The sequence below is a fragment of the Pseudomonas sp. NyZ480 genome (assembly GCF_029537255.1).
Lineage (GTDB): Bacteria > Pseudomonadota > Gammaproteobacteria > Pseudomonadales > Pseudomonadaceae > Aquipseudomonas > Aquipseudomonas taiwanensis.
In genome coordinates this window covers 2,490,338-2,514,938 of record NZ_CP120626.1, presented here as the reverse complement: position 1 = coordinate 2,514,938, position 24,601 = coordinate 2,490,338, and the positions used below count along the sequence as shown (strand labels likewise).

Genomic DNA, 24,601 nt, shown 5'->3' with positions numbered 1-24,601 from the left:
GAGCACTCCTCACGCGTTACAGTTTCCAGTCAAGACTAACCATCATCGTCCTCGGTTCGCCATGATAAACCCCGTTATAGAACCCAAGGTTGTTGTAGTAGTGCTCATCGAACAGGTTTTTCACGTTCAATGACGCTGACACATGCTCATCGAACTGATAGCGCGCCATCAGCCCCACCACCGAGAAGGCCTTCTGGCTAATGGTGTCCTTGACCGTGATGATCGTGCCGTCCGCCTCTCGCCCCACCGGACGATTGGCCGCCTTGAAGTTGTCACTCTGCCAGTCCAGGTTGCCGCCCACGGTCAAGACCGGGGTTAGCTTGTAGGTGGTGGAGAAACGCACTAGGTTCAGCGGCTGCTCGGTATTCTTGCGCTGCTTGTCGCCCGTTGCGGCATGGGTGTAGCTGTAGCCCAGGCTCATTTGCCAGTCGGGCATCACCTCACCGGCAATCTCGGCTTCGAAGCCTTCGACCACCACGCCCTTGCCACCGGATTTGTAATAGATTTCACCGTCCGGCCCCGGCGGCACCGAGTCGTCCTGTTCGGCGACGTTGTCCTGCTTGCTGCGGAACACCGCCGTGCTCAGGTTGAGGCGATCGTCGTACAGGCTGCCCTTGAGGCCCACTTCGTAGACCTTGCCGACGATAGGTTCGAGGTACTGCTTGTTGACGTCACGCACCGTCTGCGGGTTGAAAATGTCGGTGTAGCTGACATACGCCGTGTACTGCTCGGTGAGGTCGTAGAGCACGCCGGCATAGGGTGTCCACTGGTCGTTCTGGGTCTGCTTGCTCTGGGTTTCAGCGGCATTGAGCGCATCGTCATAGGTCCAGTCGCGGCTTTTGGTCTGCCAGCTGCCGTAACGGCTGCCCAGCACCACATGCAGGCGGTCGGTGGGGTTCAGGCGCGTGGCAATGTAACCGGCTTTCTGGCGGATGTAGCTGCGCGAAGCATCCAGGCCCGTGTCGATGTCGTAGAACTTGGGTATCGACCCCATGTACTTCCAGTCGGGAATGCTGGTGTAGCCATCAGGCACTGAGAGCGCAATCAGATAGGGCGAGCTGTTGCGCCGCTCGGACTCGCCATAGCCAACCATGAAGTCATGGCTGCGCCCGAACAGCTGGTACGGGCCGGCCAGGTTGAAGTCGATCGCGTCCATCTTTTCCTGGCCAGACATGTGCCTGGACCAGGCCTTCATGCCGCTGCGGTCGGCCTCGGGGAAGCCATTGCCGCCGTAGTACACCTTGCCGTCGCTGTCGGTCTGGCGATGGGTGTAGGCCGCCTTGAGCAGCCAATCGTTACCCAGGCGTTGGTCGAGGGTGGCGAACAAGGTCTGGTCTTTCAGTGGCCAGGACGACCAGGGCGCAGCCAGGTTGGTCGAACGGGGCAGATCGGCCTTGCCGCCATCGGCGCTCCAGTAAGGTACCGTGCCCCAGGACGCGCCTTGTACATGCTTGTTCTGGTAATCGTAGCCTACCGCCAGCACGGTACTGTCGGTCAGGTCTGCCTCGACGATGCCATAGGCCACCTCGCGCTGGGTGGCGTACTTGTCCATGAATGACTGGCTGTCCCGGTAGGCCAGCACCGTGCGACCGCGCAGGCGCCCTTCCCAACCCAGCGGGCCGCCGACATCCAGGTGGCTGTAGTAGTTGTCATAGCTGCCTGCACTGACACCGCTGTTGACCGCCAGCTCATGGGTCGGACGCTTGCGCACCATGGCGATGGTGCCAGACGGGTCGCCCGCGCCGGTGGTCAAGCCAGTGGCGCCGCGCACGACCTCGATATGGTCATAGATGATGGTGTCCGAATCCGACTTGAGCCCGGAGAAGGTGTTGAGCATCCCGTCGATCTGGAAGTTGTTGATGGCATATCCACGGGAGTAGTAAGTCGGCCGCTCCGAGTCGTTGCGCTGCACGGTGACGCCCGTGACGTGCGCCATGGCCTCGGACAGTGTGTCGAGCTGGAAGTCATCGAGTTGCTGACGGGTGATCACCGAGACCGATTGCGGAGTTTCCTTGATCGACAGGTTCAGCCGCGTGGCTGCGCTCATGCTGCCCGTGGTGTAAGACCCGCTGTTTTCGGTGGTGCTGCCCAGGCTTTGAGCAAGAATTTGCGTGGAGCCGAGTTCCAGCACCCCTTCCTGCGGCCTTGGTTCGTTGTCTTCTGCCAGTGTCGCAGTGCTGAGGAAGGTGGTGCAAAGACCCAGGGTCAGGGTCATGGAACGGCTGATGGGCGCGAACATCGCTGCCTTACTCCTTGTACGTCCGATGAAAATCCATGGCTGCCGTTTGGCAGCATTCACATGAAAACGAATCTCGGATAAGAATCGTTATCGATATGTCATCGAAACGTAAAGATCGCGCTGTCCGTACTGGCCTCATCGCCGGCTTGCCAGCGATGAGGCTTTCAGCAACAGCCCGTCACTTCAAGGCATCACCGGCGGCAGGTACTGCAACGTAGTCCCCAATGCCCACAGCAGCACCAGCACCAACGGTACATGCACCAGCAACTGCACGAACGAGAAGCCGATCAGGTCACGTGCCTTGAGCCCCAGCACGCCCAGTAGCGGCAGCATGTAGAACGGGTTGATCAGGTTCGGCAGCGCTTCGGCGGCGTTGTAGATCTGTACCGCCCAACCCAAGTGGTACTGCAAGTCATTGGCCACCATCATCACGTACGGCGCCTCGATGATCCACTTGCCGCCGCCTGAAGGGATGAAGAAGCCCAGCACCGCCGAATACACGCCCATCAGCAACGCATAGGTGTCATGGGTAGCGATCTGGGTGAAGAACAGCGAAATATGATGAGCCAAGGTCTGCTCATCGACCCCCTTGACCTGGGTGAGGATCGCGGCGATCGAGCCGTACAGCGGGAATTGGATGAGGACCCCGGTGGTGGTCGGCACGGCGCGGGCCACAGCGTCGAGGAAGCTGCGCGGGCGCCAGTGCAACAAGGCGCCGAGCATGATGAACAACAGGTTGTAGGTGTTCAGCCCGGAAATCGCGGTGATCGCCGGCTTGGTGGCAAACTCCTGGTACAGCCAGCCACCGGCCAGCGCCACCAGCAGCAGGATCAGGATCGGGCTGTATTCCAGCCACTCACCGGGGCGGGTGCGCTGAGGCGCGGGCGGCGCGGTGAAGCTTGGGTCGACGCCACAATCCTCGGCGCTGCGCGCACTGTTCGGGCCGGGTGCAGTGGCATAGGCGATCACCAACGAAACGATCACCAGCGCGGCCAGCATCACCCCGGACTGCCAGAGGAAGATGGTCTCAGTGAACGGAATCACACCGGTAATCGACAGGATCGACGGCGGCAGGCTGGCAGGGTTGGCCTGCAACTGCGCGGCCGAAGACGACAGGCCCAATGCCCAGACGGCGCCGAGGCCCAGGTAGGCGGCTGCGCCAGCGGCGCGGTAGTCCATCTTCAGCTCGGTACGGCGGGCCAGGGCGCGAACGAGCAGACCGCCGAACACCAACGACAGGCCCCAGTTGAGCAGCGAGGCCAACATCGAAATCAGCGCGACCCAGCACACAGCCGAGCGGCCGTTCTTGGGCAGGCGTGCCAGGCGGTCGATCAACCGCGCAGCCGGCGGCGAGCTGGCGACCACGTAGCCGCCGATGACCACGAAGGCCATTTGCATGGTGAATGGGATCAGGCTCCAGAAGCCATCGCCAAAGGCCTTGGCGGTGTCGGTCGGTTTGGCGCCCATGACCAGGGCGCCCAGGCACACCAGCATCACCGCCAGGGCAGCGAATACCCAGGAGTCGGGGAACCAGCGTTCGGCCCAGTTGGAGCAGCGCAAGGCAAAGCGGGCGGAGCGGCTGTCTTGAATTTCAGCGGCCACGGTAAACTTCCTTTTATTGGTTTTATTGGTTGCAACGGCAAATCTGCCGGAAACGCAAAAACCCTGTGAGAGCGGGTTCACTCGCGAATGCAGCAGTCAGTTGGCCAATGCATTCGCGGGCAGATCCGCTCCCACAGGGGATGGGGAATGACCTTAGAAGGTCATTTCCTTCACATCATCGGGCACGATCAGCTTGCCGGCGGTCTTCTCGATGATTTCCTCGACGCTCACCCCTGGCGCCGTCTCGCGCAGGATGAACGCACCGTTTTCAATTTCCAGATAGGCCAGGTCGGTGAGCACCTTGCGGATACAGCCCGCACCGGTCAGCGGCAAGCTGCAGCGCGGGAGCAGCTTGGACTCGCCGTCCTTGGAGGCGTGGGTCATGGTGACGATGATGTTCTCGGCTCCGGCCACTAGGTCCATGGCGCCGCCCATGCCTTTGACCAACTTGCCGGGAATCATCCACGAGGCGATGTTGCCCTCCACGTCCACCTCGAAAGCGCCCAGCACGGTGAGGTCGACATGGCCGCCACGAATCATGGCGAACGACTGGGCCGAGTCGAAGATCGAGGCACCACGACGGGCGGTGACGGTCTGCTTGCCAGCATTGATCATGTCGGCGTCGATGGTGCCTTCGGTCGGAAACTCGCCCATGCCCAGCAGGCCGTTTTCCGACTGCAGCATAACGTCCATATCGGCGGGTACGTAGTTGGCGACCAGCGTCGGAATGCCGATGCCAAGGTTGACGTAGTAACCGTCCTTCAGTTCACGGGCGACGCGTTGCGCCATCTGTTCGCGGGTCAATGCCATGGTCAGGATCTCTTTGTTGTTCTTCAGGACGGCGCTCAGGCCTTGACGGTGCGTTTTTCGATACGTTTCTCGAAAGTGCCGACGATCACGCGGTCGACATAGATGCCCGGAGTGTGGATTTCACTGGGCAGCAAGACGCCAGGCTCGACGATCTCTTCGACTTCCACCACGGTGATCCTGCCGGCAGTGGCGGCCAACGGGTTGAAGTTCTGTGCGGTGTTGCGGTACACCACGTTGCCGTAGTGGTCGGCCTTCCAGCCCTTGACGATGGCGAAGTCACCAGTGATGGACTCTTCGAGGATGAACTTGCGGCCGTTGAACTCGCGCACTTCCTTGCCGTCGGCAACTGGAGTGCCATAACCGGTGGCGGTATAGAACGCCGGGATGCCCGCACCGCCCGCACGCATTTTTTCCGCCAGGGTGCCTTGCGGGGTCAGTTCGACCTCCAGTTCACCGCTCAGAAGCTGGCGTTCGAACTCGGCGTTCTCACCGACGTAGGAGGCGATCATCTTGCGGATCTGCCGGTCTTCGAGCAGCACACCCAGGCCGAAGCCATCGACGCCGCAGTTGTTGGACACCACGGTCAGGCCTTTGACACCACGGCGCTTGATTTCGGCAATGAGGTTTTCGGGGATACCGCACAAGCCAAAGCCACCGGCCAGTACCGTCATGTTGTCGTTCAGGCCTTCGAGGGCCTGTTCATAGGTTGCTACGCGCTTGTCCAGTCCGGCCATGCTGATCCGCCTTTTGTAGTTGTTGAACCGACGAGGCTGTCGGTGAGCGTGTGGAGGCATCTTCACTGCTGGCGACTGATTTGTTAATTTTGTTTTAATCATCAATTGATAATAAATTCAAAACAAAGGCCAAGCCCTGTCATGAACGTCAAGCAACTGCGTGCCTTCGTCACCGTGGCCAAATACCAGAGCTTCGCCCAGGCCGGCGAACACCTGCATGTGTCGCAACCGGCGCTGAGCCTGACCATCAAGGCGCTGGAGGACAACCTCGGCGGCGCCCTGCTCACCCGCACCACCCGCAGCGTCAGCCTGACGGCCGAAGGTGAAGTGCTGCTGCCCATGGCCCGACGCCTGCTGGCCGACTGGGACGACACCGAGGAGATGCTGCGCCAGCGCTTCACCCTGCAGCTGGGGCGAGTGTCGGTGGCCGCCATACCCGCCTTCGCCGGCAATCTGCTACCACACTCGCTCAAGGTCTTTCGCCAGCGGTACCCCAAGGTCAACGTCACAGTGCATGATGTGATCAACGAGCAAGTGCTGGAGCTGGTGCGTCATCGTCGCGTAGAACTGGGCATCGGCTTCGAACCGGACAACAACGAAGGCCTGGACTTCCACCCTCTCTACCTGGACCGTTTCGTCGCCGTGGTGCCGGCCGATTCGCCACTGGCAGCGCAGCAACAGGCCACCTGGAACCAACTGCTGGGCGAGGACTTCATCGCCTTGCAACGCCCTTCTGCGGTTCGCCTGTTGCTCGAACACAATGTGGCGGCGCAGCACGGCAAGCTGGCGGTGGCGTTCGAGAGCCATCAGCTGTCGACCATCGGCCGAATGGTGGCCAGCGGGCTGGGCGTGAGCGCAGTGCCTGCGCTGTGCATCAACCAGATGCAGGAGCTCGGCGCACGTTGCGTGGCGCTGGTCGACCCGATCGTCGAACGACGTATCGGCGTGATCGCCTTGAGTGACCACAAACTGTCCACCGCAGCGCAGGCGCTGCTCGAGGTACTGCTTTCCCACACTCAGCCCCCGGAGGTGACATGCGTTACGTGAAACTGGCAGGCTCCAGCGTTCCGGCCATTGGCCAGGGCACCTGGTACATGGGCGAAAACCCACATCGCAAGGCCGCGGAGGTAGCGGCCCTCCAGCAAGGTATCGAACTGGGATTGACCCTGATCGACACCGCGGAAATGTATGCCGAGGGCGGCGCCGAGGAAGTGGTCGGCCAGGCTATCGCCGGGCGCCGTGACCAAGTGTTTCTGGTGAGCAAGGTCTACCCGCACAACGCCAGTCAGCGCAGCGTGCCGGCCGCGTGCGAGCGCAGCCTCAAGCGCCTGGGCACCGACTGCATCGACCTGTATCTACTGCACTGGCGCGGGCAGTACCCGCTGGAGGAAACCGTCGAGGCGTTCGAGCGGCTGCGCGAGCAAGGCAAGATCCGTCGTTGGGGGGTATCCAACTTCGATGTCGACGACCTGCGCGAACTCGACGATGCCAACTGCGCGACCAACCAGGTGCTGTACAACCCGACGCAACGCGGGATCGAGTTCGACTTGTTGCCCTGGAGCCAGAAGCGCGGCTTGCCGACCATGGCCTACTGCCCACTGGCCCAGGCGGGACAGCTGTTGCAGCACTCGGTGCTCAGCGAGATCGCCGAGCGGCACGGCGCAACCCCGGCCCAGGTAAGCCTGGCATGGGTGACGCGCAACGATGGGGTCGTTGCCATCCCCAAAGCAGTCACACCGGAGCATGTGCGCTTGAATGCTGCGGCCGGGGTGCTGAGTTTGAACAGCGAGGACCTGCGGGCGATCGACCGGGCATTTCCGGCGCCGACACGCAAGCAGCCCCTGGCGATGGTCTGAACGGCCGTTGACAGCCCTTTTCACGGGTAGAACCGCTCCTACGGCTTTTGCATTGCCCTCGAGAATCCAGGGAGACCTGCAGGCGCAGGCTTACCCGCGAAAAGGTCGCTGCAATCAGTGGAAGTCCCGGCTCCGTATATCCAGCCCTTGCAGCAACGGGGTGATATCTTCCAGGCGCCGGGCGATCAGATGCCGCACCCCATTCTCCTGCTCAAGCCGCCCACTCACCTTGAGCAACTGCGCCCCTACCAATGCCCGCCGCTGCCGTTCGGCCAGGTCGCGCCAGACCACCACATTGACCATGCCGGCCTCGTCCTCAAGGGTCACGAAGGTCACGCCACTGGCCGTCTGCGGCCGTTGCCGCCCCACCACCAGCCCTGCCACGGCGATGTTGTCACCATGCTCGACGCCCGGCAGTTCGCTTGAGCTGCGGCAGCCCAGCGCCCGCAAGCGGGGTCGCAACAAGCTCAGTGGATGGGGGCCGAGGGTAGTGCCCAAGCTCTGGTAATCGGCGAACAGATCCTCCCCGACCGTGGGTGCAGGCAGCACCACCTCGGCTTCAGGGGCCGCATGCACATCCGCGAACAACGGCAACTGCGCCTGCACCGCCGCCACCTGCCAGCGCGCCTGATGGCGGTTGCGGGCCAAGGCCCGTAGCGCACCGGCATCGGCCAGGCGGGCGCGGGCCTGACTGTTGAGGCCGGCGCGCAGGCACAGGTCCTCGACATCGCGCCAGGGCCGCCCTGCCCTCGCCTGCACCAACCGACGGGCATCGCTTTCGGCAAAGCCACGAATCTGCCGCAACCCGAGTCGAATGGCCAAGGCGTCATTGGCCATAGGCTCAAGGGTGCAATCCCAGTCACTGTGGTACACATCCACCGGTCTGACCTCGATCCCCTGGCGCCGCGCATCCTGCAACAGTTGGTCAGGGCTGTAGAAACCCATGGGCCAGCTGTTGACCAGCGCACAGGTGAAAATCGCCGGTTCATGGCACTTGAGCCAGCTGCTGGCATAGCACAGCAAGGCGAAACTGGCGGCGTGGGACTCGGGGAAGCCATAGCTGCCGAAACCTTTGATCTGCTCGAAGATACGCTCGGCAAACGCCAGGTCATAGCCGTTGCGCAGCATGCCTTGCACCAGCCGTTCGCGGTGTGGCTCCAGCCCACCATGACGCTTCCAGGCGGCCATGCTGCGACGCAGTTGGTCGGCCTCGCCGGGGCTGTAGTCGGCGGCGACCATGGCCAGCTCCATGACCTGCTCCTGGAACAGCGGCACCCCCAGGGTGCGCTCGAACACTTCTTCAAGCGCCGGCGATGGATAAGTGACTGGCTCCTGCTTCAGACGCCGACGCAGATAGGGGTGCACCATGTCGCCCTGAATCGGCCCCGGACGCACGATGGCGACCTCGATCACCAGGTCGTAGAACTTGCAGGGTTTGAGCCTGGGCAACATGGCCATCTGTGCCCGTGATTCGATCTGGAACACCCCCATGGTCTCGGCGCGCCCGATCATCTCGTAGGTGGCGGCATCCTCGGCGGGGATGGTCGCCAGAGTCAGGTGCCGCCCACGATGGCGCTGCAGCAGGTCGAAACAGCGGCGCAAGGCGCTGAGCATGCCCAGAGCCAGCACATCCACCTTGAGCAGGCCGAGCATGTCCAGGTCGTCCTTGTCCCACTGGATGACCGTGCGTTCGGGCATCGCGGCGTTTTCCACGGGCACCAGTTGGTCGAGCGGCTGCTGGGAGATGACGAAGCCCCCCGGATGCTGCGACAGGTGCCGTGGAAAGCCGATCAGCTCGCCTGCCAGCACCAGGATGCGTCGCAGCGAAGGGCTGGCAGCGTCGAAACCGGCCTCTGCAAGGCGCTGGGCATCGGGGATGCGGTCGCTCCAACGGCCACAGCACTTGGCCAGGGCATCCACCTGGTCGGCCGGCAGCCCCAGCACGCGCGCCACGTCCCGTACCGCACCCGCGGCATGATAGGTGCTGACTACCGCGGTGAGCGCCGCCCGGTGCCGGCCATAACGGCGGAAAATGTACTGGATCACCTCCTCCCGGCGGTCGTGCTCGAAATCCACGTCGATATCCGGCGGCTCGTTGCGCTCACGGGACAGGAACCGCTCGAACAGCAGGCGATGCACCATGGGGTCGAGTTCGGTGATACCCAGCACGAAGCACACCACCGAGTTGGCCGCAGAGCCCCGCCCCTGGCAGAGGATGCCCTGGCTACGGGCGAAGGCGACGATGTCGTGTACGGTCAGGAAGTAGCTTTCATAGCCCAACTCGGCGATCAGCGCCAACTCCCGGGCCAGCACCGTGCGTACTTTGTCGCTTGGCCCTTGCGGCCAGCGCATGGGCAGGCCGCGCTCGCACAGTTCGCGCAGCCAGCTTGCCGGGGAGTGCCCTTCGGGCACCAATTCCCGTGGGTATTGATACTTCACTTCGCTCAGCTCGAAGCGGCAGCGTTCGGCGATGACAAGGGTCTCGGCGAGCAGGTCGTCGGGGTACAGTTCGCTCAACTGCGCCAAGCTGCGCAGATGCCGCTCGCCATTGGCGAACAGGTGACGACCGGCCTCGGCCACGTTGCAATGCTCGCGGATGGCGACCATGCAATCTTGCAGGGCACGACGGCGGCGGTTATGCATGTGCACATCGCCACAAGCCACGGCGCGAACACCCAAGCCTGCCGCCAAGGCCCGCAGGCGGACCAAACGAGCCTGGTCATCGCTGCCCCGGTGCAGGTGCACCGCCAGCCACAGGCGCTCGCCGAACAGCGCTTGCAACCATTGGCCGGAAGCCGTGTCGCCCAGGTCATCGGGCACCCACAACGCCAGCAGCCCCTGATGATGGTGTTGCAGGTCTTCGCCCAACAGTTGGTAAGCCCCCTTCCGCGCCCGCCGCCGCGCCCGGGTTATCAACGCACAGAGGTTCTGGTAACCCGTGAGGTTCTCCACCAGCAACACCAGTTTCGGCCCGTCCTGCAGACGCACCTCGCTGCCGACGATCAGCCGCAGCGGGTGGGCCTTGGCCGCCTGCCAGGCACGCACGATGCCCGCCAAGGTGCACTCGTCGGTAATCGCCAGCGCCTCATAGCCCTGCTCAAGGGCGCGCCGGAACAGCTCGTCGGCGCTCGAGGCGCCGCGCTGGAAGCTGAAGTTCGATAGGCAGTGCAGCTCGGCATAGCCGGGGGTGCTCATGCGAACCAGCCTTGCAGCCACAGCGGACCGGGCTGGGCCAGGTCGCGGTAGGCCCAGCCGCGCAAGCCTTCACGGGTTTCGATGCGATAGTAGTCACGGCGTACGTCGCCACCGTCCCACCAGCCCGATTCGATGCGCTCGGCATGCCCCAGCAGGCGGTGGCCTGCCTCGTCCAGCGCCTGGGGGGTCGGAAGCAGCCAGCCCGGGCGGCTGCCAGGCGCCACCGGCAGGCTGCCCTGCGCGCCCTGCTCTGCCCGCTGCCAGGCGCATTCGGGACGATGGTCGGCCTCGGCGCGCAGTCCCTTCACGGCCTCGTCGCCCAGGCGTGCGCGCAGGCGTTCGCGCAGCTGCTCCCAGGGTTGGGCCTGTTGCGCACGGGAGTCGAACAAGGCCTGGTGCTGGGGCACGAATGGCGGCAGGTCATCGGCAACCAGACGCAGATTGCGCACCGGCGCGGGAATGCGCAATGGTTCAAGCCGTCCGCGAGACAGCTCGAACAACATGCCGGCGTCGCGCTCGGCGGCCAGCAGGCCGACCTTGAGCACAGTGTCCGGCCCTTCGGCATGCTCCAGGTGCAGACTGAAGCGCTGTACGCCGCAATCACGGCCAGCAAGGAAGGCGGCCAGGTCGCCGAGCATGCGCCGCAACGGAAACAGCAGGGCCTGGTGCGATTCGACGTCGAAGTTGAGTTCCAGCCGCGTCTCGAAGCGGTCAGGCGGCTGGTAGAAGTCCAGCGCCAGTTTGCGCAGGCCCAGCAGTTGATCCAGATGCAACTGCACTTGGGCAGCAAAACGCTTGGCCAGGGCATCACGGGGCAATGCCAGGACCTGCCCGAGCTGACGCAGGCCCATGCGGGCAAAGGCCTCGGCGGCGTCACGGGGCAGGCCGACCCGCTCGATGGGCAGGCGTGCCAGCGCTGCGCGGGTATCTTCAGCACAGGCCACGGCCAGGCCGTCGTGGGCGTTGGCGAGCATGCGGGCCGCCACCGGGTTGCTGGCCAACACGATGCGCTGGCGCAGCCCCAGTTCACCCAGTTCCTGACGCAAGCGGGCCTCGAACGCAGGCCAGGGGCCGAACAACTGCAGGCTGGAGCCCACCTCCAACAGCAAGGCGCGGGGATAATGCAGGCTCACCTGGGCGCTGAAACGGTAGGCCCAGGCGGCCAGCAGCTGTTGCAGTTGCTCGATGTGCGCCGCATCGACCTCAACGCAGGTAAAGCCATCGGCCAGGGCCCGTGCCGCGGTCAGGGTCTGCCCGGCGCGCAGGCCCAGCGCCGCTGCAGCCGGGTTGACCGCCTGCAACACACGGCGCTGGGTCGGGCCACCGATCAACACCAACGGCGTATCGGCATCGTCCCGCTCGCGCAGGACCGAATCCAGCGCCAGCTGTGGCAGAAGAATGCAGGCCCAGAGCATGGCGCATCAGCCCCGCCCTGGACAGGCAATGGGAACCGCCGGCGGCAGGCCACCCCGACACTTGAGCACCCGCCATTGCGCCGGTCGGGTGTCGATGGCTATGCGCAACGCGGCCGGCGACGGGTTGTGCGCGGCCTGCTGGGGTCGACAGGCGAACGCCAGGGCCTGACCGGTCTCGGCGGCCACCTGCAGGCGCCGCAGGGAGCGGTCGTCGGCCCGCTGCGGCCAGCACAGCACGGCGGCGCAACTGCCGGAGCGCAGGCATTGCTCGGCGGCCCACAACGCGTCGGCTGGCTCGGCGTCGACCTGGGCCAGCCAGCGCAGGTCGACGCCGGCCGCCTGCCAGGCCGGTGCATAGGGGATGAAAGGCGGTGCCACCAGCACCACCCGCCCCCCGTCGGCGCTCAGGCGCGCCAGGGAGGGCCACAACAGTTGCAGTTCACCGCAACCGGGGCTGGCCAGCAGCAGTTCGGTCAGTGCGGCGGCGGGCCAGCCACCATCGGGCAGGCGCTGATCGAGGGCGTCGTGACCGGTAGGCTGCAACCCGAGTGGGCGTGCCCGGACCTGCCGACCGCGCCACACCTGGCGCTGGTCGAGCAGCCTGTCGAGTTCGACCACCGCGCCCATCAGTCACGCCTCAAGAGGCCGCAGAACACGCCTTCGATGAAGAACTCATGCTCCGGCCCCACTTCGATCGGCGCATAGGCCGGGTTGCGCGGCACCAGCCGGTAGCCGCCAGGCTGGCGTTGCAGGCGCTTGATGGTGACTTCGCCGTCCAGGCGCGCCACCACGATTTCGCCATCGCGGGCATCGGCCTGCTGACGGATGCCCACCAGGTCGCCGTCGAAGATGCCATCGTCGACCATCGAGTCGCCGCGCACTTTCAGCAGGTAGTCCGGGGGGCGGCGGAACAGGCTGGGGTCGAGCAACAGTTGCTCGTGGATGTCCAGGTCCGGGCCTATAGGCGCGCCCGCCGCGACGCGACCCAGCACGGGCACTTCAAGGATTTCCGGGCGCCGCAGCGGCTCGGCCAGGCGAATACCCCGCGCCTGGTTCGGCGTGACGTCGATGTAGCCAGCCTGGCACAAGGCGGTGATGTGCTTGCGCGCCACGCTGCGCGAGGCGAAGCCGAAGCGTGTGGCGATATCGGCAAGGCTCGGCGGCTGGCCGTGATCGGCGATGCGTTCACGGATGAAGTCGAGGATTGCGCGGCGTTTGGGGGTCAAGTTGTCCATGGAGCACATTTGTACTCTTTTCGGAGCGCACTGAACAGCCCCCCTCGTCGCCAGGTTTGGTTATCATCCCCAGGCGTGTGTTTTTTCAATGCCTGGATGCCTGATGCTGACTGCCCTGCTGTTCGACCTCGATGGAACCCTTACCGACACCGACACCCTGCACTTGCAGGCCTTTCGCCAACTGCTGCGCGAACATGATGGCCGCGAGCTGACCCAGGCGCAGTTCGATGCCCAGGTCAGTGGCCGGGCCAATGGCGAGTTGTTTGCCGAGCTGTTTCCCAAGGCCAGTACGGTGCAGCGCCTGGCGCTGGCTGACCGCAAGGAGGCGCTGTTCCGCGAGTTGGCCCCGGCGCTTGAGCCCATGCCAGGGCTGTTGCGCCTGCTGGAGCATGCCCAGGCGCAAGGCATCGGCATGTGCGTGGTGACCAACGCCCCTAGGCTCAACGCCGAGCACATGCTCTCGGCCATGGGCCTGGGCGCGCGATTCGAGCATGTGCTGGTGGCTGAGGAATTGGCCCGACCCAAGCCAGACCCCCTGCCTTACCTCACCGGCCTGCAACGCCTTGGGGCAGAGGCCGGACAGGCACTTGCCTTCGAGGACTCGTTGCCGGGGGTGAAGGCGGCCAGCGGGGCCGGGATCTTCACCGTGGGGATTGCCACGACCCAGACGCCTGAGCGGTTGCTGGCGGCAGGTGCACAGTTAGTGGTCGCGGATTTCGCTGATTCGCGGCTGTGGGAGGTGGTCGAGCGGATGCAGGGGTGAGGGTTTGCTGGTGCATGACGCAAGCGGTGTAGCGCCTGGACGATCGAGCGCCGCCCGCGCGGCGCATCGCGAGCAAGGCTCGCTCCTACGTCTGTTGCGGACCAGGAACGTCAGTGACGGGCGCGCGCGACCGCCTGGTTTGTACGACCCCATATTGCGCCGTGCTCTAAAGCGTTCGCGCGCAAATCCCACAGGATTCATTGGCCCGAAACCGACGTAGGAGCGAGCCTTGCTCGCGGTGCACCGCGCGGGCGGCGCTCGATCGCCCAGGCGCTACACCACTTCCGGCATACGCCCAAAACGCCACCGGCCAACCACCATTCGTCGCCCTCTCGATTCCCCGGTCGAATCTCACCCCTCCCATACGACCATTACTGAATCCCCAAGCGCGGAGTCAGTATCATGAGCACCCCGGAACCGAAGCACGAAGTGGTCTCACGCAGTCAATGGCTGGCCGCCCGCCAGCAACTGTGGCTGCACGAAAAAGCCCTCACCCACCAACGCGACGAACTGGCTGCCGCCCGCCGCGCCCTGCCCTGGGTCAAGGTCGAGCAGCCCTATCGCTTCCAAGGACCCGACGGCGATCTGAGCCTGGCCAACCTGTTCGCTGGCCGCAGCCAGTTGCTGCTGTATCACTTCATGTTCGCCGAAGGCTGGAGCGAAGGTTGCCCAGGCTGTTCGTTCCTCGCCGACCACTTCGACGGCGCCAACCTGCACCTGGCGCACCACGATGTCTCGCTGGTCGCCGTCTCGCGGGCGCCTTACCCCCAGTTCCAGGCATTCCGCCAGCGCATGGGCTGGCGCTTCCCGTGGTACTCCTCCCACGGCAGCACGTTCAACGAAGACTTTGGCGTCAGTGTCGCCAGCCAGGGCCAACGCCAGTACAACTACGCGCCATACACCGGCAACGAAAGCGAATTGCCCGGCCTGAGCGCGTTCTTCCGCGACCACGACGGGACGGTCTTCCACACCTACTCCACCTATGCCCGCGGCCTCGACATCCTGGTCAACACCTACAATTTCCTCGATATCGCGCCCCTGGGCCGCAACGAGGGCGGCACCATGGACTGGGTACGCCACCACGACCGTTACGAACAGGCGCCAGCAGCACCGCATTGCTGCCATCAGTAGCACTACGCCCATGGCGGGCATTCGCCAGGAAAGCAGCCATACTTGAGACCGTCCCCCGCCTCACAGGCCCGCCATGCCCAGTATCCGTCCGCGTACCGATATGCGTACCCTTGTGCTGGGCATGGTGCTGCTGGCCTGCCTGGCCACCTTGGGCAACACCCTCTACGTGGCCAATCGGGTCCAGCACGGCACCCTGATACAGCTTTCCCTACGGGCCAACCAGGCCCACGCCAGCAAGGTAGCGTCCAGCATCGCCGAGTTTCTGCGCTCGCCCCACAGCCACCTGCGCTACAGCGCTCGAAAACTGGCCACAGGCCTGGACGAGACAGTCCTGCTGCAAAGCGAAGCGCACCGCCTGCAAGCGCAGGACAAGGACTTCAACTCGATCGTCATGGTTAACCCCGATAGCCAGGTACTGATGGCCTACCCCGACATCCGCCAGATCGCCAGCCGCCGCCAGCGCTCGCCGGAAATCCATCCGCCAGGCCTTGCTGACGTGCGATCAACTGTTGCGGGATAAATTCGGTCGTTTGCGCCAGGGAGCGCAGAGCGATGCGCTCACCGGCCTGGCCAACCGACGGGCGCTGCACCATACCCTCGACGCCCTGATGCAAGGCACACGCCCGTTCGCCGTGCTGGCGCTGGATATCGATCATTTCAAACGGGTCAACGATACCTTTGGCCATGACGCAGGCGACGAAGTGCTCAAACACCTCGCCGCGTTGCTGCGCCAGCAGTCACGCCAGCAAGACCTGCCTTGCCGGGTGGCTGGCGAGGAGTTCACCCTGCTGCTGCCCGACACCGGCCAGGCCGATGCACGGCGCATCGCCGGGCGAATTCGTGAGGCGGTCGAACAAGCTGATACCGCCCATGTTGGCCGACTCACGTTGTCCATTGGCGTGGTCTGCCGGCAGACCGATAGCGATCAAGCCGAGACGCTGCTCAAGCAGGCGGACGAGCAGCTCTACAAGGCCAAGCAGAATGGCCGCAACCGTGTGGAAGTGCTGGGCTTCAGCCCCGCACACCCAACATCCCCCGCTCAACGATGAAGTCGATCACCGCCTGCAGGCCTTCGCCTTTCTTCAGGTTGCTGAAGGTCCAGGGGCGCTCGGGGCGCATACGCTGGGTATCGCGCTCCATCACCTCCAGCGAAGCGCCGACATAGGGCGCAAGGTCGGTCTTGTTGATCACCAGGAAGTCGGACTTGGTGATGCCAGGGCCTCCCTTGCGCGGAATCTTCTCGCCTTCAGCCACGTCGATCACGTAGATGGTCAGGTCGGCCAATTCAGGGCTGAAGGTGGCGCTGAGGTTGTCGCCGCCGCTTTCCACGAAGATCACTTCGAGGTTGCCGAACTTGCGCGCCAGGGCTTCCACCGCCGCGAGGTTCATCGAAGCGTCCTCACGAATGGCGGTATGGGGGCAGCCGCCGGTTTCCACGCCGACGATGCGCTCAGGTTCCAAGGCGCCGGCCTCGGTAAGGATGCGTTGGTCTTCCTTGGTATAGATGTCGTTGGTGACCACGGCGATCTGATAGTGATCGCGCATGGCCTTGCACAGGGCTTCGAGCAAGGCGGTCTTGCCCGAGCCGACCGGGCCGCCGACACCGACGCGCAGGGGTTGCTGATAGTTTTGCATGCAGGCAGTCCTCAAGAACGGAACAAACGGGTGTATTGGGTTTCATGGCGCGACGAAGCGATAGCCAGCAGCGGCAGGCCGCCACCGAGCTGATCGTCGTCCAGCGCCAAGGCATGGTCGAGCACGCCGGGCAGCGCTTGGCCCAGGTCGCGCAGCAGTGTCTGGGCCGCTTGTTGGCCGAAGGGCACCAGCTTCACGCCTGCCATCACGGCGCCTTCCAGCCAGGCAAAACCATGGCCCAGGGCCAACTGGCGTAGCGGGATCGACCAGTGGGCGCCGAGCCAGGCCATGCCGCCGAGCTGGCTGAGTTCCAGGCTGGCGCGCCAGGCCGGGTCCTGACCCAATTGCCAGCCGTCGAGCATGCGCGCCAGGGCCGAGCCGCGCTGCTGTTCTTCCAGGCGCAGCTCGGCGGTTTCGCGGTTGGCCAGCAGGAACCGGCTCCAGCGGCCGAACGCCTCGGCATCATTGGCCTGGCTGGCCCGGTACAAGCGCGCCAGCAGCGGCCAGTCGAGGTGGCCGAGGGTGTCGTGCAACTGCTCTCGTTGCCAGGCACTGAAGCTGGCGATGTCGCGCACCCAACCTGCCTCGACAGCCCACTCCAGACCTTGCGAATAGGTGAACCCGCCTACTGGCAGGCCGGGGCTGGCCAGCTGCAGCAGGCGTAGCAGTGCCAGGTCGCTGTTCATCAACCGGCCAGCACCAAGGCGGCGCCGGCCAGCAGGCCACCGCCGAAGGCCTTCTGCAGGCCGCTATGGCGACGCAGCAGGCAACCGACGGCGAACCCGACCACCAGCAGCAGGCCGCTGACGGTGACGAAGCCTGCACTGAACAGCCAGAAGGCACTAGGGGTAGCTTCCACACCGTGGGCCCAGCCGTGGAACAGCGCGAACACCGGCATGAGCAGAGCCAACACCAGCTGGCGGCTGGGCAGCAACAACGCGCCAGCGGCAACCAGCAGCGAGACGGTAATCAGGGTTTCCATGCCTAACACGTCACCGAACACGTGACCGCAGATGGCGCCACCGAACATCGCCGCCAAGGTGGCCAGCGGCAGTGTCAGGTTGCGGCGGGTCAGCGCAGCAAGCACGCCGGTACCTAGCAGCATCAGCAAGTGGTCAAGGCCAGTCAGCGGGTGAAGCAGACCGTCCTGCAACGGATTGGCATCGTGGCCAGGGTGGGCGAAGGCTGGCAAGGCCACCATCAGCAAGGCAAAGGCGATCGTTTTTTTCATGGTTGACTCCGTGTACTCAAGAATGGGCTGGCATGCGCACGAACGGGTGATCGTGGCCATGGCTGTGGCTATGCGGCGCACTCTGGTAGGCGCCGGCCTCGGGTTCGAAAGGGGCCTGTTCGGCTTCCACCGTCAGGCCCAGGCCGCGCAGCATGTCGTCCAGCACATGGTCGTGCTGAAAGCGCAGCAGGCCCGGTTCGATCTGCAGCGGCACATGACGGTTGCCCAGGTGATACGCGGCACGGGCCAGCAGGTGTGGATCAGCGCAACGCACCGTCGACACCGCTTCCGGGGCAGCCAGCACACGTATCACCTGACTGCCTTGGGCATCGGCCAACAACTCGCCGCCACGCAGCAGGTGGCCACGTTCGAGCATCAGGCCAGCCTCGCGACCGTCGTCGAGCGTGACGCGCAAGCGGCTCTTGATTCGGCTGTCCACATCCAGGGTGACAGTGCCGGTAACAGTGTCGGATGCAGGGATCCGGCGGGTCAGGACAATCATGCTTGCTCCTTCAGAACAGGAAATAACGCTGAGCCAGCGGCAATTCGGTGGCTGGCTCGCACACCAGCAGCTCGCCATCGGCACGCACCTGATAGGTTTGCGAATCGACTTCGATCACCGGTTGCAGGGTGTTGTGTACCATGTCGGCCTTGCGCACCCGGCGGCAGCCGTGGGCCACCCCTATCAGGCTGCGCAGGCCCAGCTCCTCGGCCAGACCGCGGTCCATGGCGGCCTGGGGCAGGAAGGTCATGCGCGTGGCATGCCGGGCAGCGCCCAGGGCGCCGAACATCGGACGGTAGTGCACTGGCTGCGGCGTCGGGATCGAGCCGTTGATGTCGCCCATCGGTGCAGTGGCGATCATGCCGCCCTTGATCACCAGGGCCGGCTTCACGGCGAAGAAGGCTGGTGCCCACAACACCAGGTCGGCCAGCTTGCCCACTTCCACCGAGCCGACTTCATGGGCGATACCATGGGTCAGCGCCGGGTTGATGGTGTACTTGGCGATGTAGCGCTTGACCCGGAAGTTGTCGCTGTAGGTGGTATCCGGGGCCAGCGGTCCACGGCGCAATTTCATCTGGTGCGCGACCTGCCAGGTGCGCAGCACCACTTCGCCGACCCGGCCCATGGCCTGGGAGTCGGACGAGGTCATGGCAAAGGCGCCCATGTCGTGGAGAATGTCTTCGGCGGCAATGGTTTCACGGCGGATGCGCGACTCGGCGAAAGCCACGTCTTCGGCAATGCTAGGGTCCAGGTGGTGGCAGACCATGAGCATGTCCAGGTGCTCATCGACCGTGTTGACCGTGTAAGGCAGCGTCGGATTGGTCGAGGATGGCAGCACATTGGCCTGGCCTGCCGCACGGATGATGTCCGGGGCATGACCGCCCCCGGCACCTTCGGTGTGGAAGGTGTGGATGGTGCGGTCACCGATGGCGGCCAGGGTGTCCTCGATGCAGCCGGATTCGTTGAGCGTATCGGTATGAATGGCCACCTGGATGTCCATTTCTTCCGCCACGCCCAGGCAGCAGTCGATGGCCGCGGGTGTCGACCCCCAGTCCTCGTGCAGCTTCAGGCCCACCGCTCCCGCGGCGATCTGCTCGCGCAAGGCTTCAGGTTGCGAGGCGTTGCCCTTGCCCAGCAGGCCGATGTTGATCGGCAGGCAATCGGCGGCCTGGAGCATGCGCGCCAGGTACCACGGACCTGGGGTGCAGGTAGTGGCGTTGGTGCCGGTAGCCGGCCCGGTGCCGCCACCGACGAAGGTGGTGACGCCGCTGGTCAGCGCCTCCTCCACCTGCTGCGGGCAGATGAAGTGGATATGCGAATCGATGCCCCCGGCGGTGACGATCTTGCCTTCGGCGGCGATCACTTCGGTGCCTGGCCCGACCGGCACGGTCACGCCAGGCTGCACATCGGGGTTACCGGCCTTGCCGATGACGGCGATGCGGCCATGCTTGACGCCGATGTCGGCCTTGACGATGCCCCAGTGGTCGATGATCAGCGCGTTGGTCAGCACCAGGTCCATGGCCTCGGCCGCCAGCATCTGGCCTTGCCCCATGCCGTCGCGGATGACCTTGCCACCTCCGAACTTGACCTCTTCGCCATAGAGGGTGAAGTCCTTCTCCACCTCTACCCACAGCGCGGTGTCGGCAAGGCGCACGCGATCGCCGACAGTGGGGCCGAACATGTCGGCGTAGGCTCGACGGGAAATACGGCTCATGCCTGGCCCTCCAGTGCGCCCATTATCTTGCCCTGGAAGCCGTAGACTTCCCGCTTGCCGGCGTAGGCCACCAGTTGCACGGTGCGTGACTGGCCGGGCTCGAAGCGCACGGCGGTGCCGGCGGGGATGTCCAGGCGAAAGCCGCGTGTAGGTTCACGTTCGAACACCAGCGCGTCGTTGACTTCGTAGAAGTGGTAGTGCGAGCCGACTTGCACCGGCCGGTCGCCATGGTTGGCCACGCTGACGCTGACAGTGGCGCGGCCGACGTTGAGCTCGATGTCGCCATCGGCGACCTGGATTTCTCCGGGAATCATGGGTGGCTCCTCAGACGATGGGGTCATGCACGGTCACCAGCTTGGTGCCGTCCGGGAAGGTGGCTTCGACCTGCACGTCGTGGAGCATCTCGGCGACGCCTTCCATGACCTGCTCGCGACTCAACACTTCGCGGCCCAGGCTCATCAGCTCGGCCACAGTCCGGCCATCGCGGGCACCTTCGAGCACCGCGGCGCTGATCAATGCCACCGCTTCCGGGTAATTCAGCTTCAAGCCGCGGGCCAGGCGCCGCTCCGCCAATAGCGCGGCGGTGAACAGCAGCAGTTTGTCTTTCTCTCTCGGGGTCAGTTCCATGGCGCGTTCTCAGGTAGCCCAAATGCGCGGCGGACATGCCGGCAGGCCGAGAACGGCCGGCCGCAGCACATGCCAGAGGCGCTGCAGGGTGCGTTGCAGATGTTGGTTGTCGTGATCGAGCAGACGGATCACCAGCAGTTGCCCCAGCAGCGTGGCGCCAGCGGGGTTGCCCAGTGCTTCGAGCAAAGGCCGCACCTGCTCCAGCAGCGCCTGGTCGGCGGGCGCGGCGCAGAAGGTGGCCAGCAGCGGGTGGTCAGCGACCTTGTCCAGGCGCCCGCCTTCGATACGCAGGCGCTCGTGCAGCCCCGGGTCACCGGGCATGTCGATGCGCAGTCGGCTATCCAGGGCGCCTTGCTCGAAGCGTTCGTTCATCACTGGCCGCCCCAGGCAGAGGGCTTCCCAGGCCAGTAGCCGGGCACCAGGCTCCAGGGTGAAACAGCTGTCGAGGCTCGCTCGGGCACCGCAGAAGAAGATGCTGTCCTGAGGCAGCCATTCCAGCGTGCTGCCCGGCTGCAGGTGAAAGCGCTGACGTAATCGGGCGGTAGGGCCGATGCTGCGGTAGAACTTGCTGGCGCCGGGCATGGTCAGCAGCGCGTGACTGCCTGGTTCCAGATGAATGTCCAGTTCCAGGCGGTCGCCAGCAACGATGCCGCCGGGTGGGTGCAGCACATAGACGTGACACGGTGCACCTTCCGGGTAGAACGGTCGCTGCACCAAAAGAGGACCAAAATGATGGCGCGCACCAAGACGGGTCGCGCCGGCGCGTTCGACAAAGCGCAACTGCAAGTGCGCGCTCCAGCCAGCATCCTGTTCGGTATGTTCGATCTGCTCCGCGAGCGACATCCTGCGGCCCCTGATATCCGTGGCCTGACGGCCGTTGTGAGGGTTTGGCGCGGCGCCGCTGAGCATTGCCTGCCTGACCACTCGATCAAATTCGATGGCTGGATATAGCAGGTTGCGGGCCAACTACGCAGGTGAAGGAAAATGAAACGTGTGTGGCGACTGCTCTGGCATCGGGCACACAGGGCTATGGCGCACAAACGAGGGGCGGTACAGAGCCCCGTTTTGGGCCATGGCGGTGGAAGTGGCGTGGGTTCGGACGGGATCGTTTGGTGGCCCCTGGTTTTACCTGGGGTGAAGAGTTGGCGGGGGGCAAGAAAGCTTTGCCCCCAACCCTGGAATTTCCCACGGAAACTGCGCCTACTCCACCGCTTCGTAGGGCAGCCCGACGTAGTTTTCGGCGATGTTCACCAGACCAGCCGGCGAGGTCAGGAAGTACTCGCGATCGGCCTCCTGCATCTTCTGGTCCCAGGCATCCTTGTGGTCGCCGAAGTCATGCAGCAACTGAGTCATGAACCAGCTGAAGCGCTCGCCCTTCCACACCCGGCGCAGCGCCAGTGGCGAATACTGCGCCAGCAGGTCGGTGCGGCCCTCGCGGTACACCTTGACCAGGATACGGAACAGGTAGTTGACGTCGGAAGCGGCCAGGTTCAAGCCCTTGGCACCGGTGGGCGGGACGATGTGCGCGGCATCGCCAACCAGGAACAGGTGCCCGTACTGCATGGGCTCGACCACCAGGCTGCGCAGCGGAGCGATGCTTTTCTCCAGTGCAGGGCCGGTGACCAGACGTTCGGCAACGTCATCAGGCAGGCGCGCCTTGAGCTCCTCCCAGAAGCGCTCGTCGGACCATTCCTCCACGCGATCTTCCAGTGGAACCTGCAAATAATAGCGGCTGCGGGTGTGGGAACGCTGGCTGCACAGCACGAAGCCGCGTTCATGGTGGGCATAGATCAGTTCATGGTTCACCGGCGGGGTGTCGGCCAGCATACCCAGCCAGCCAAAGGGGTAGACCCGTTCGTAATGCTTGAGCACACCTTCAGGAATGCTCTGTCGCGACACACCGTGGAAACCGTCGCAGCCAGCGATGTAGTCGCAGTCCAGGCGATAGGTTTGGCCGTCTTTCTCGTAGGTCAGGTAAGGGCGTTCACCCTTGAGTTCGTGGGGCTGGACGTTGCTGGCGGAATAGATGGTCAGTGCGCCGCTGGCCTTGCGGGCCTCCATGAGGTCGCGGGTCACTTCGGTCTGGCCGTACACCATGACGGTCTTGCCACCCGTCAGGGCCTTAAGGTCCAGGCGTTGGCGACGCCCGCCAACCAGCAGCTCGACGCCTTCGTGAACCAACCCTTCGCAGTCCATGCGGGCGGCCACACCGGCTTCGCGCAGCAGGTCGACCGTGCCCTGTTCGAGGACGCCTGCACGGATCCGGCCCAACACGTATTCAGGGGTCTGGCGTTCGACGATGACCGTGTCGATGCCAGCGTTATGCAGCAACTGGCCAAGCAGCAGGCCGGACGGACCTGCGCCGATGATTGCAACCTGAGTGTTCATTGTTCTTGTCTCTTGTCTGGCGATGCCAGCCCACGACTGGCAGTGGCTGGGCATCTGCTGTTAGGGTTTGCCCCTGCATTTTTACTGGCAATGCACCGCTAAAAAGTGTGCTATCCAATATAAAAACTGCACTTTTGCAAAAAGCGTTCGATTAACGGACAGGAACAAGAACAATGAAATCCACCCTCCCCGGCGTCCCGCTGTTCCAGTTGTATGGCGAAAACCAAGCCTGGCCCGCCACCGACTTGCTGCATTGCGAGACCATCCCGGTGCGCAGCCGCCTGCACCATTGGGAAATCAAGCCGCACCAACATGCCGAGTTGTTCCAGTTGCTCTACGTGCAGCGGGGTCGGGCCGAGGTGGAGATCGAGGGCCGGCACAGCGAAATCCGCGAGGCCGCGATCCAGGTCGTGCCGCCACTGACGGTGCATGGCTTTCGCTTTAGCGCGGACATTCAAGGGCATGTGGTGACGTTCGGCGCAGCCCTGGTAGCCGATCTGGAACAGCGCTTGGGCACGCCGCTGCGGGTGCTTTCGACACCGGCCTGCTACCCGTTGGGCAAGGATCGTCAGCACCTGCGCACGCTGATCGACACCTTGCAGCAGGAATACCAGGGCAGTGCCCCGGCGCGGTCGACCATGCTCCAGGCGTTGGTCACCGCACTGGTGGTGTGGATCAGCCGTCGCCAGCAACAAGGTTTGGCACCACGCAACCGCGATGAACGCGACCGCCTGTTGCTGGGCCAGTACCTGCGCCTGGTCGAGGCTCATTACCGCGAACACCTGTCGGTGGAGGACTTCGCCGCGCACCTGAATATTTCCAGCCTGCAACTGAACCAGCTATGCCGCGAGCTCAGCGGCCAGACGGCCTTGCAGGTCGTCCATCAGCGCCTGCTGCTGGAGGCCCGGCGCAACCTGATCTACACGCGTATGAGCATCAGCCAACTGTCGGACAGCCTGGGGTTCAGCGACCCCACCTACTTTGCACGGTTCTTCAAACGGCTGACCGGCCAGACGCCCAATGCATTCAGGCGTTCGGCTTCGCACGCGCCTGCTTGACGTATACGTCAACCTGCCATTAGGTTAGCCACATACCATCCTGCGAGCCCGAGCATGAGCAGCCAGACCTACAGCATTTCCGACCTGTCCCGCGAGCTGGACATCACCACCCGCGCTATCCGCTTCTATGAGGAACAGGGCCTGCTGAGCCCAGAGCGCCGCGGCCTGGAGCGAATCTATTCGGCGCGCGACAAGGTCAGCCTCAAGCTCATCCTGCGCGGCAAGCGTATCGGCTTCTCGCTGGCCGAATGCCGTGAATTGATCGAGCTATACGACCCCACCAGCGGCAACCTCAAGCAGCTCAACAGCATGCTGGCGAAAATCGCCGAGCGCCGTGCGCAGCTGGAACAGCAGATGCTCGATATCCACCAGATGCAACTGGAACTGGACACCGCCCAGGAGCGCTGCGAACAAGCCCTGGCTGCCACCTTGAACAAGAACGACAACCGTTGATCCGCCACAGGAA

25 protein-coding genes are annotated in these 24,601 nt (G+C 64.2%); 8 read left to right on the top strand and 17 right to left on the bottom strand.

Going from position 1 to position 24,601, the window contains the following annotated elements:
- Positions 1 to 16: 16 nt before the first annotated feature.
- The 4 genes from P3R38_RS11535 to P3R38_RS11520 form a co-directional block, all read right to left on the bottom strand.
- On the bottom strand, positions 17 to 2,239 hold the full coding sequence (locus P3R38_RS11535; RefSeq protein WP_027907617.1) for a TonB-dependent siderophore receptor: 2,223 nt from the start codon (positions 2,237 to 2,239) through the stop codon (positions 17 to 19).
- Between the two features lie 183 nt (positions 2,240 to 2,422).
- Complete coding sequence (locus tag P3R38_RS11530; protein WP_023380385.1) at positions 2,423 to 3,841, bottom strand: TIGR00366 family protein; 1,419 nt, start codon at positions 3,839 to 3,841, stop codon at positions 2,423 to 2,425.
- Between the two features lie 153 nt (positions 3,842 to 3,994).
- Entirely contained in the window at positions 3,995 to 4,651 is a 657-nt protein-coding gene (locus tag P3R38_RS11525; RefSeq protein WP_023380384.1) for a CoA transferase subunit B, read from the bottom strand.
- Positions 4,652 to 4,686: 35 nt separating this feature from the next.
- Positions 4,687 to 5,385, bottom strand: a complete 699-nt coding sequence (locus P3R38_RS11520) for a CoA transferase subunit A (RefSeq protein ID WP_023380382.1) — start codon at positions 5,383 to 5,385, stop codon at positions 4,687 to 4,689.
- A gap of 141 nt (positions 5,386 to 5,526) precedes the next feature.
- On the opposite strand from P3R38_RS11520, the gene P3R38_RS11515 reads away from it, so the two are divergent.
- Both P3R38_RS11515 and P3R38_RS11510 read left to right on the top strand, forming a co-directional pair.
- Positions 5,527 to 6,432: a LysR family transcriptional regulator gene (locus P3R38_RS11515; protein WP_023380381.1), complete on the top strand. Its 906-nt coding sequence runs from the start codon at positions 5,527 to 5,529 to the stop codon at positions 6,430 to 6,432.
- The gene (locus P3R38_RS11510; RefSeq protein ID WP_277687153.1) at positions 6,420 to 7,241 is read left to right on the top strand and encodes an aldo/keto reductase; all 822 of its coding nucleotides are present in this window, start codon (positions 6,420 to 6,422) and stop codon (positions 7,239 to 7,241) included. The genes P3R38_RS11515 and P3R38_RS11510 overlap by 13 nt, the downstream gene beginning before the upstream one ends.
- A 114-nt stretch (positions 7,242 to 7,355) precedes the next feature.
- Here P3R38_RS11510 and P3R38_RS11505 read toward each other — a convergent pair whose 3' ends face one another.
- From P3R38_RS11505 to lexA, 4 genes are read right to left on the bottom strand one after another with little or no spacing between them, the layout of a single operon-like run.
- Positions 7,356 to 10,436: an error-prone DNA polymerase gene (locus P3R38_RS11505; RefSeq protein ID WP_277687152.1), complete on the bottom strand. Its 3,081-nt coding sequence runs from the start codon at positions 10,434 to 10,436 to the stop codon at positions 7,356 to 7,358.
- The gene (locus P3R38_RS11500; protein ID WP_023380378.1) at positions 10,433 to 11,851 is read right to left on the bottom strand and encodes a DNA polymerase Y family protein; all 1,419 of its coding nucleotides are present in this window, start codon (positions 11,849 to 11,851) and stop codon (positions 10,433 to 10,435) included. Before P3R38_RS11500 ends, P3R38_RS11505 begins: the two co-directional genes overlap by 4 nt.
- Positions 11,852 to 11,857: 6 nt before the next feature.
- Positions 11,858 to 12,478: a translesion DNA synthesis-associated protein ImuA gene (gene imuA, locus P3R38_RS11495; protein WP_023380377.1), complete on the bottom strand. Its 621-nt coding sequence runs from the start codon at positions 12,476 to 12,478 to the stop codon at positions 11,858 to 11,860.
- Positions 12,478 to 13,095 carry a transcriptional repressor LexA gene (lexA, locus tag P3R38_RS11490; RefSeq protein ID WP_027907615.1) on the bottom strand — a complete coding sequence of 206 codons (618 nt, stop codon included), beginning with the start codon at positions 13,093 to 13,095 and terminating at the stop codon, positions 12,478 to 12,480. The genes imuA and lexA overlap by 1 nt, the downstream gene beginning before the upstream one ends.
- A 94-nt stretch (positions 13,096 to 13,189) precedes the next feature.
- On the opposite strand from lexA, the gene P3R38_RS11485 reads away from it, so the two are divergent.
- The 4 genes from P3R38_RS11485 (at position 13,190) to P3R38_RS11470 (ending at position 16,029) form a co-directional block, all read left to right on the top strand.
- Positions 13,190 to 13,849: an HAD-IA family hydrolase gene (locus P3R38_RS11485; RefSeq protein WP_023380375.1), complete on the top strand. Its 660-nt coding sequence runs from the start codon at positions 13,190 to 13,192 to the stop codon at positions 13,847 to 13,849.
- Positions 13,850 to 14,251: 402 nt separating this feature from the next.
- The gene (locus tag P3R38_RS11480; RefSeq protein ID WP_023380374.1) at positions 14,252 to 14,980 is read left to right on the top strand and encodes a thioredoxin family protein; all 729 of its coding nucleotides are present in this window, start codon (positions 14,252 to 14,254) and stop codon (positions 14,978 to 14,980) included.
- Positions 14,981 to 15,053: 73 nt separating this feature from the next.
- Positions 15,054 to 15,500 (top strand): hypothetical protein, encoded by a 447-nt coding sequence (locus P3R38_RS11475; RefSeq protein WP_238346514.1) that lies wholly within the window; start codon positions 15,054 to 15,056, stop codon positions 15,498 to 15,500.
- A complete protein-coding gene (locus tag P3R38_RS11470) occupies positions 15,490 to 16,029 on the top strand; it encodes a GGDEF domain-containing protein (protein WP_238346515.1) in 540 nt (179 codons plus the stop codon). The genes P3R38_RS11475 and P3R38_RS11470 overlap by 11 nt, the downstream gene beginning before the upstream one ends.
- On the opposite strand, the gene ureG is transcribed toward P3R38_RS11470, so the two are convergent.
- From ureG to pobA, 9 genes are all read right to left on the bottom strand, one after another.
- Positions 15,992 to 16,615: an urease accessory protein UreG gene (ureG, locus tag P3R38_RS11465; RefSeq protein ID WP_023380373.1), complete on the bottom strand. Its 624-nt coding sequence runs from the start codon at positions 16,613 to 16,615 to the stop codon at positions 15,992 to 15,994. The genes P3R38_RS11470 and ureG overlap by 38 nt on opposite strands.
- Positions 16,616 to 16,626: 11 nt before the next feature.
- Positions 16,627 to 17,301 carry an urease accessory UreF family protein gene (locus P3R38_RS11460; RefSeq protein ID WP_277687151.1) on the bottom strand — a complete coding sequence of 225 codons (675 nt, stop codon included), beginning with the start codon at positions 17,299 to 17,301 and terminating at the stop codon, positions 16,627 to 16,629.
- Positions 17,301 to 17,846: a HupE/UreJ family protein gene (locus tag P3R38_RS11455; protein ID WP_023380371.1), complete on the bottom strand. Its 546-nt coding sequence runs from the start codon at positions 17,844 to 17,846 to the stop codon at positions 17,301 to 17,303. Before P3R38_RS11455 ends, P3R38_RS11460 begins: the two co-directional genes overlap by 1 nt.
- Positions 17,847 to 17,862: 16 nt before the next feature.
- On the bottom strand, positions 17,863 to 18,348 hold the full coding sequence (gene ureE / locus P3R38_RS11450; RefSeq protein WP_023380370.1) for an urease accessory protein UreE: 486 nt from the start codon (positions 18,346 to 18,348) through the stop codon (positions 17,863 to 17,865).
- 10 nt (positions 18,349 to 18,358) lie between these two features.
- The gene (ureC, locus tag P3R38_RS11445) at positions 18,359 to 20,062 is read right to left on the bottom strand and encodes an urease subunit alpha (protein ID WP_104881837.1); all 1,704 of its coding nucleotides are present in this window, start codon (positions 20,060 to 20,062) and stop codon (positions 18,359 to 18,361) included.
- Complete coding sequence (locus P3R38_RS11440) at positions 20,059 to 20,376, bottom strand: urease subunit beta (RefSeq protein ID WP_023380368.1); 318 nt, start codon at positions 20,374 to 20,376, stop codon at positions 20,059 to 20,061. Before P3R38_RS11440 ends, ureC begins: the two co-directional genes overlap by 4 nt.
- 10 nt (positions 20,377 to 20,386) lie before the next feature.
- A complete protein-coding gene (locus P3R38_RS11435) occupies positions 20,387 to 20,689 on the bottom strand; it encodes an urease subunit gamma (RefSeq protein ID WP_023380367.1) in 303 nt (100 codons plus the stop codon).
- A 9-nt stretch (positions 20,690 to 20,698) separates the two neighbouring features.
- Positions 20,699 to 21,532, bottom strand: coding sequence for an urease accessory protein UreD (locus P3R38_RS11430; RefSeq protein WP_277687150.1), 834 nt, complete (start codon positions 21,530 to 21,532; stop codon positions 20,699 to 20,701).
- 357 nt (positions 21,533 to 21,889) lie between these two features.
- A complete protein-coding gene (pobA, locus tag P3R38_RS11425; RefSeq protein ID WP_023380364.1) occupies positions 21,890 to 23,077 on the bottom strand; it encodes a 4-hydroxybenzoate 3-monooxygenase in 1,188 nt (395 codons plus the stop codon).
- Between the two features lie 173 nt (positions 23,078 to 23,250).
- On the opposite strand from pobA, the gene P3R38_RS11420 reads away from it, so the two are divergent.
- Positions 23,251 to 24,135 (top strand): helix-turn-helix domain-containing protein, encoded by an 885-nt coding sequence (locus P3R38_RS11420; protein ID WP_023380363.1) that lies wholly within the window; start codon positions 23,251 to 23,253, stop codon positions 24,133 to 24,135.
- A 54-nt stretch (positions 24,136 to 24,189) separates the two neighbouring features.
- Positions 24,190 to 24,588, top strand: coding sequence for a MerR family DNA-binding transcriptional regulator (locus P3R38_RS11415; RefSeq protein ID WP_023380362.1), 399 nt, complete (start codon positions 24,190 to 24,192; stop codon positions 24,586 to 24,588).
- Positions 24,589 to 24,601: the final 13 nt, after the last annotated feature.

Excerpts from the sequence above, each read along its gene's own strand:
- P3R38_RS11535 (WP_027907617.1), bottom strand. The coding sequence starts at position 2,239 with ATGTTCGCGCCCATCAGCCGTTCCATGACCCTGACCCTGGGTCTTTGC.
- P3R38_RS11525 (WP_023380384.1), bottom strand. The coding sequence starts at position 4,651 with ATGGCATTGACCCGCGAACAGATGGCGCAACGCGTCGCCCGTGAACTG.
- P3R38_RS11520 (WP_023380382.1), bottom strand. The coding sequence starts at position 5,385 with ATGGCCGGACTGGACAAGCGCGTAGCAACCTATGAACAGGCCCTCGAA.
- P3R38_RS11515 (WP_023380381.1), top strand. The coding sequence starts at position 5,527 with ATGAACGTCAAGCAACTGCGTGCCTTCGTCACCGTGGCCAAATACCAG.
- P3R38_RS11510 (WP_277687153.1), top strand. The coding sequence starts at position 6,420 with ATGCGTTACGTGAAACTGGCAGGCTCCAGCGTTCCGGCCATTGGCCAG.
- P3R38_RS11505 (WP_277687152.1), bottom strand. The coding sequence starts at position 10,436 with ATGAGCACCCCCGGCTATGCCGAGCTGCACTGCCTATCGAACTTCAGC.
- P3R38_RS11500 (WP_023380378.1), bottom strand. The coding sequence starts at position 11,851 with ATGCTCTGGGCCTGCATTCTTCTGCCACAGCTGGCGCTGGATTCGGTC.
- imuA (WP_023380377.1), bottom strand. The coding sequence starts at position 12,478 with ATGGGCGCGGTGGTCGAACTCGACAGGCTGCTCGACCAGCGCCAGGTG.
- lexA (WP_027907615.1), bottom strand. The coding sequence starts at position 13,095 with ATGTGCTCCATGGACAACTTGACCCCCAAACGCCGCGCAATCCTCGAC.
- P3R38_RS11485 (WP_023380375.1), top strand. The coding sequence starts at position 13,190 with ATGCTGACTGCCCTGCTGTTCGACCTCGATGGAACCCTTACCGACACC.
- P3R38_RS11480 (WP_023380374.1), top strand. The coding sequence starts at position 14,252 with ATGAGCACCCCGGAACCGAAGCACGAAGTGGTCTCACGCAGTCAATGG.
- P3R38_RS11475 (WP_238346514.1), top strand. The coding sequence starts at position 15,054 with ATGCCCAGTATCCGTCCGCGTACCGATATGCGTACCCTTGTGCTGGGC.
- ureG (WP_023380373.1), bottom strand. The coding sequence starts at position 16,615 with ATGCAAAACTATCAGCAACCCCTGCGCGTCGGTGTCGGCGGCCCGGTC.
- P3R38_RS11460 (WP_277687151.1), bottom strand. The coding sequence starts at position 17,301 with ATGAACAGCGACCTGGCACTGCTACGCCTGCTGCAGCTGGCCAGCCCC.
- P3R38_RS11455 (WP_023380371.1), bottom strand. The coding sequence starts at position 17,846 with ATGAAAAAAACGATCGCCTTTGCCTTGCTGATGGTGGCCTTGCCAGCC.
- ureE (WP_023380370.1), bottom strand. The coding sequence starts at position 18,348 with ATGATTGTCCTGACCCGCCGGATCCCTGCATCCGACACTGTTACCGGC.
- ureC (WP_104881837.1), bottom strand. The coding sequence starts at position 20,062 with ATGAGCCGTATTTCCCGTCGAGCCTACGCCGACATGTTCGGCCCCACT.
- P3R38_RS11440 (WP_023380368.1), bottom strand. The coding sequence starts at position 20,376 with ATGATTCCCGGAGAAATCCAGGTCGCCGATGGCGACATCGAGCTCAAC.
- P3R38_RS11435 (WP_023380367.1), bottom strand. The coding sequence starts at position 20,689 with ATGGAACTGACCCCGAGAGAGAAAGACAAACTGCTGCTGTTCACCGCC.
- P3R38_RS11430 (WP_277687150.1), bottom strand. The coding sequence starts at position 21,532 with ATGTCGCTCGCGGAGCAGATCGAACATACCGAACAGGATGCTGGCTGG.
- pobA (WP_023380364.1), bottom strand. The coding sequence starts at position 23,077 with ATGAACACTCAGGTTGCAATCATCGGCGCAGGTCCGTCCGGCCTGCTG.
- P3R38_RS11420 (WP_023380363.1), top strand. The coding sequence starts at position 23,251 with ATGAAATCCACCCTCCCCGGCGTCCCGCTGTTCCAGTTGTATGGCGAA.
- P3R38_RS11415 (WP_023380362.1), top strand. The coding sequence starts at position 24,190 with ATGAGCAGCCAGACCTACAGCATTTCCGACCTGTCCCGCGAGCTGGAC.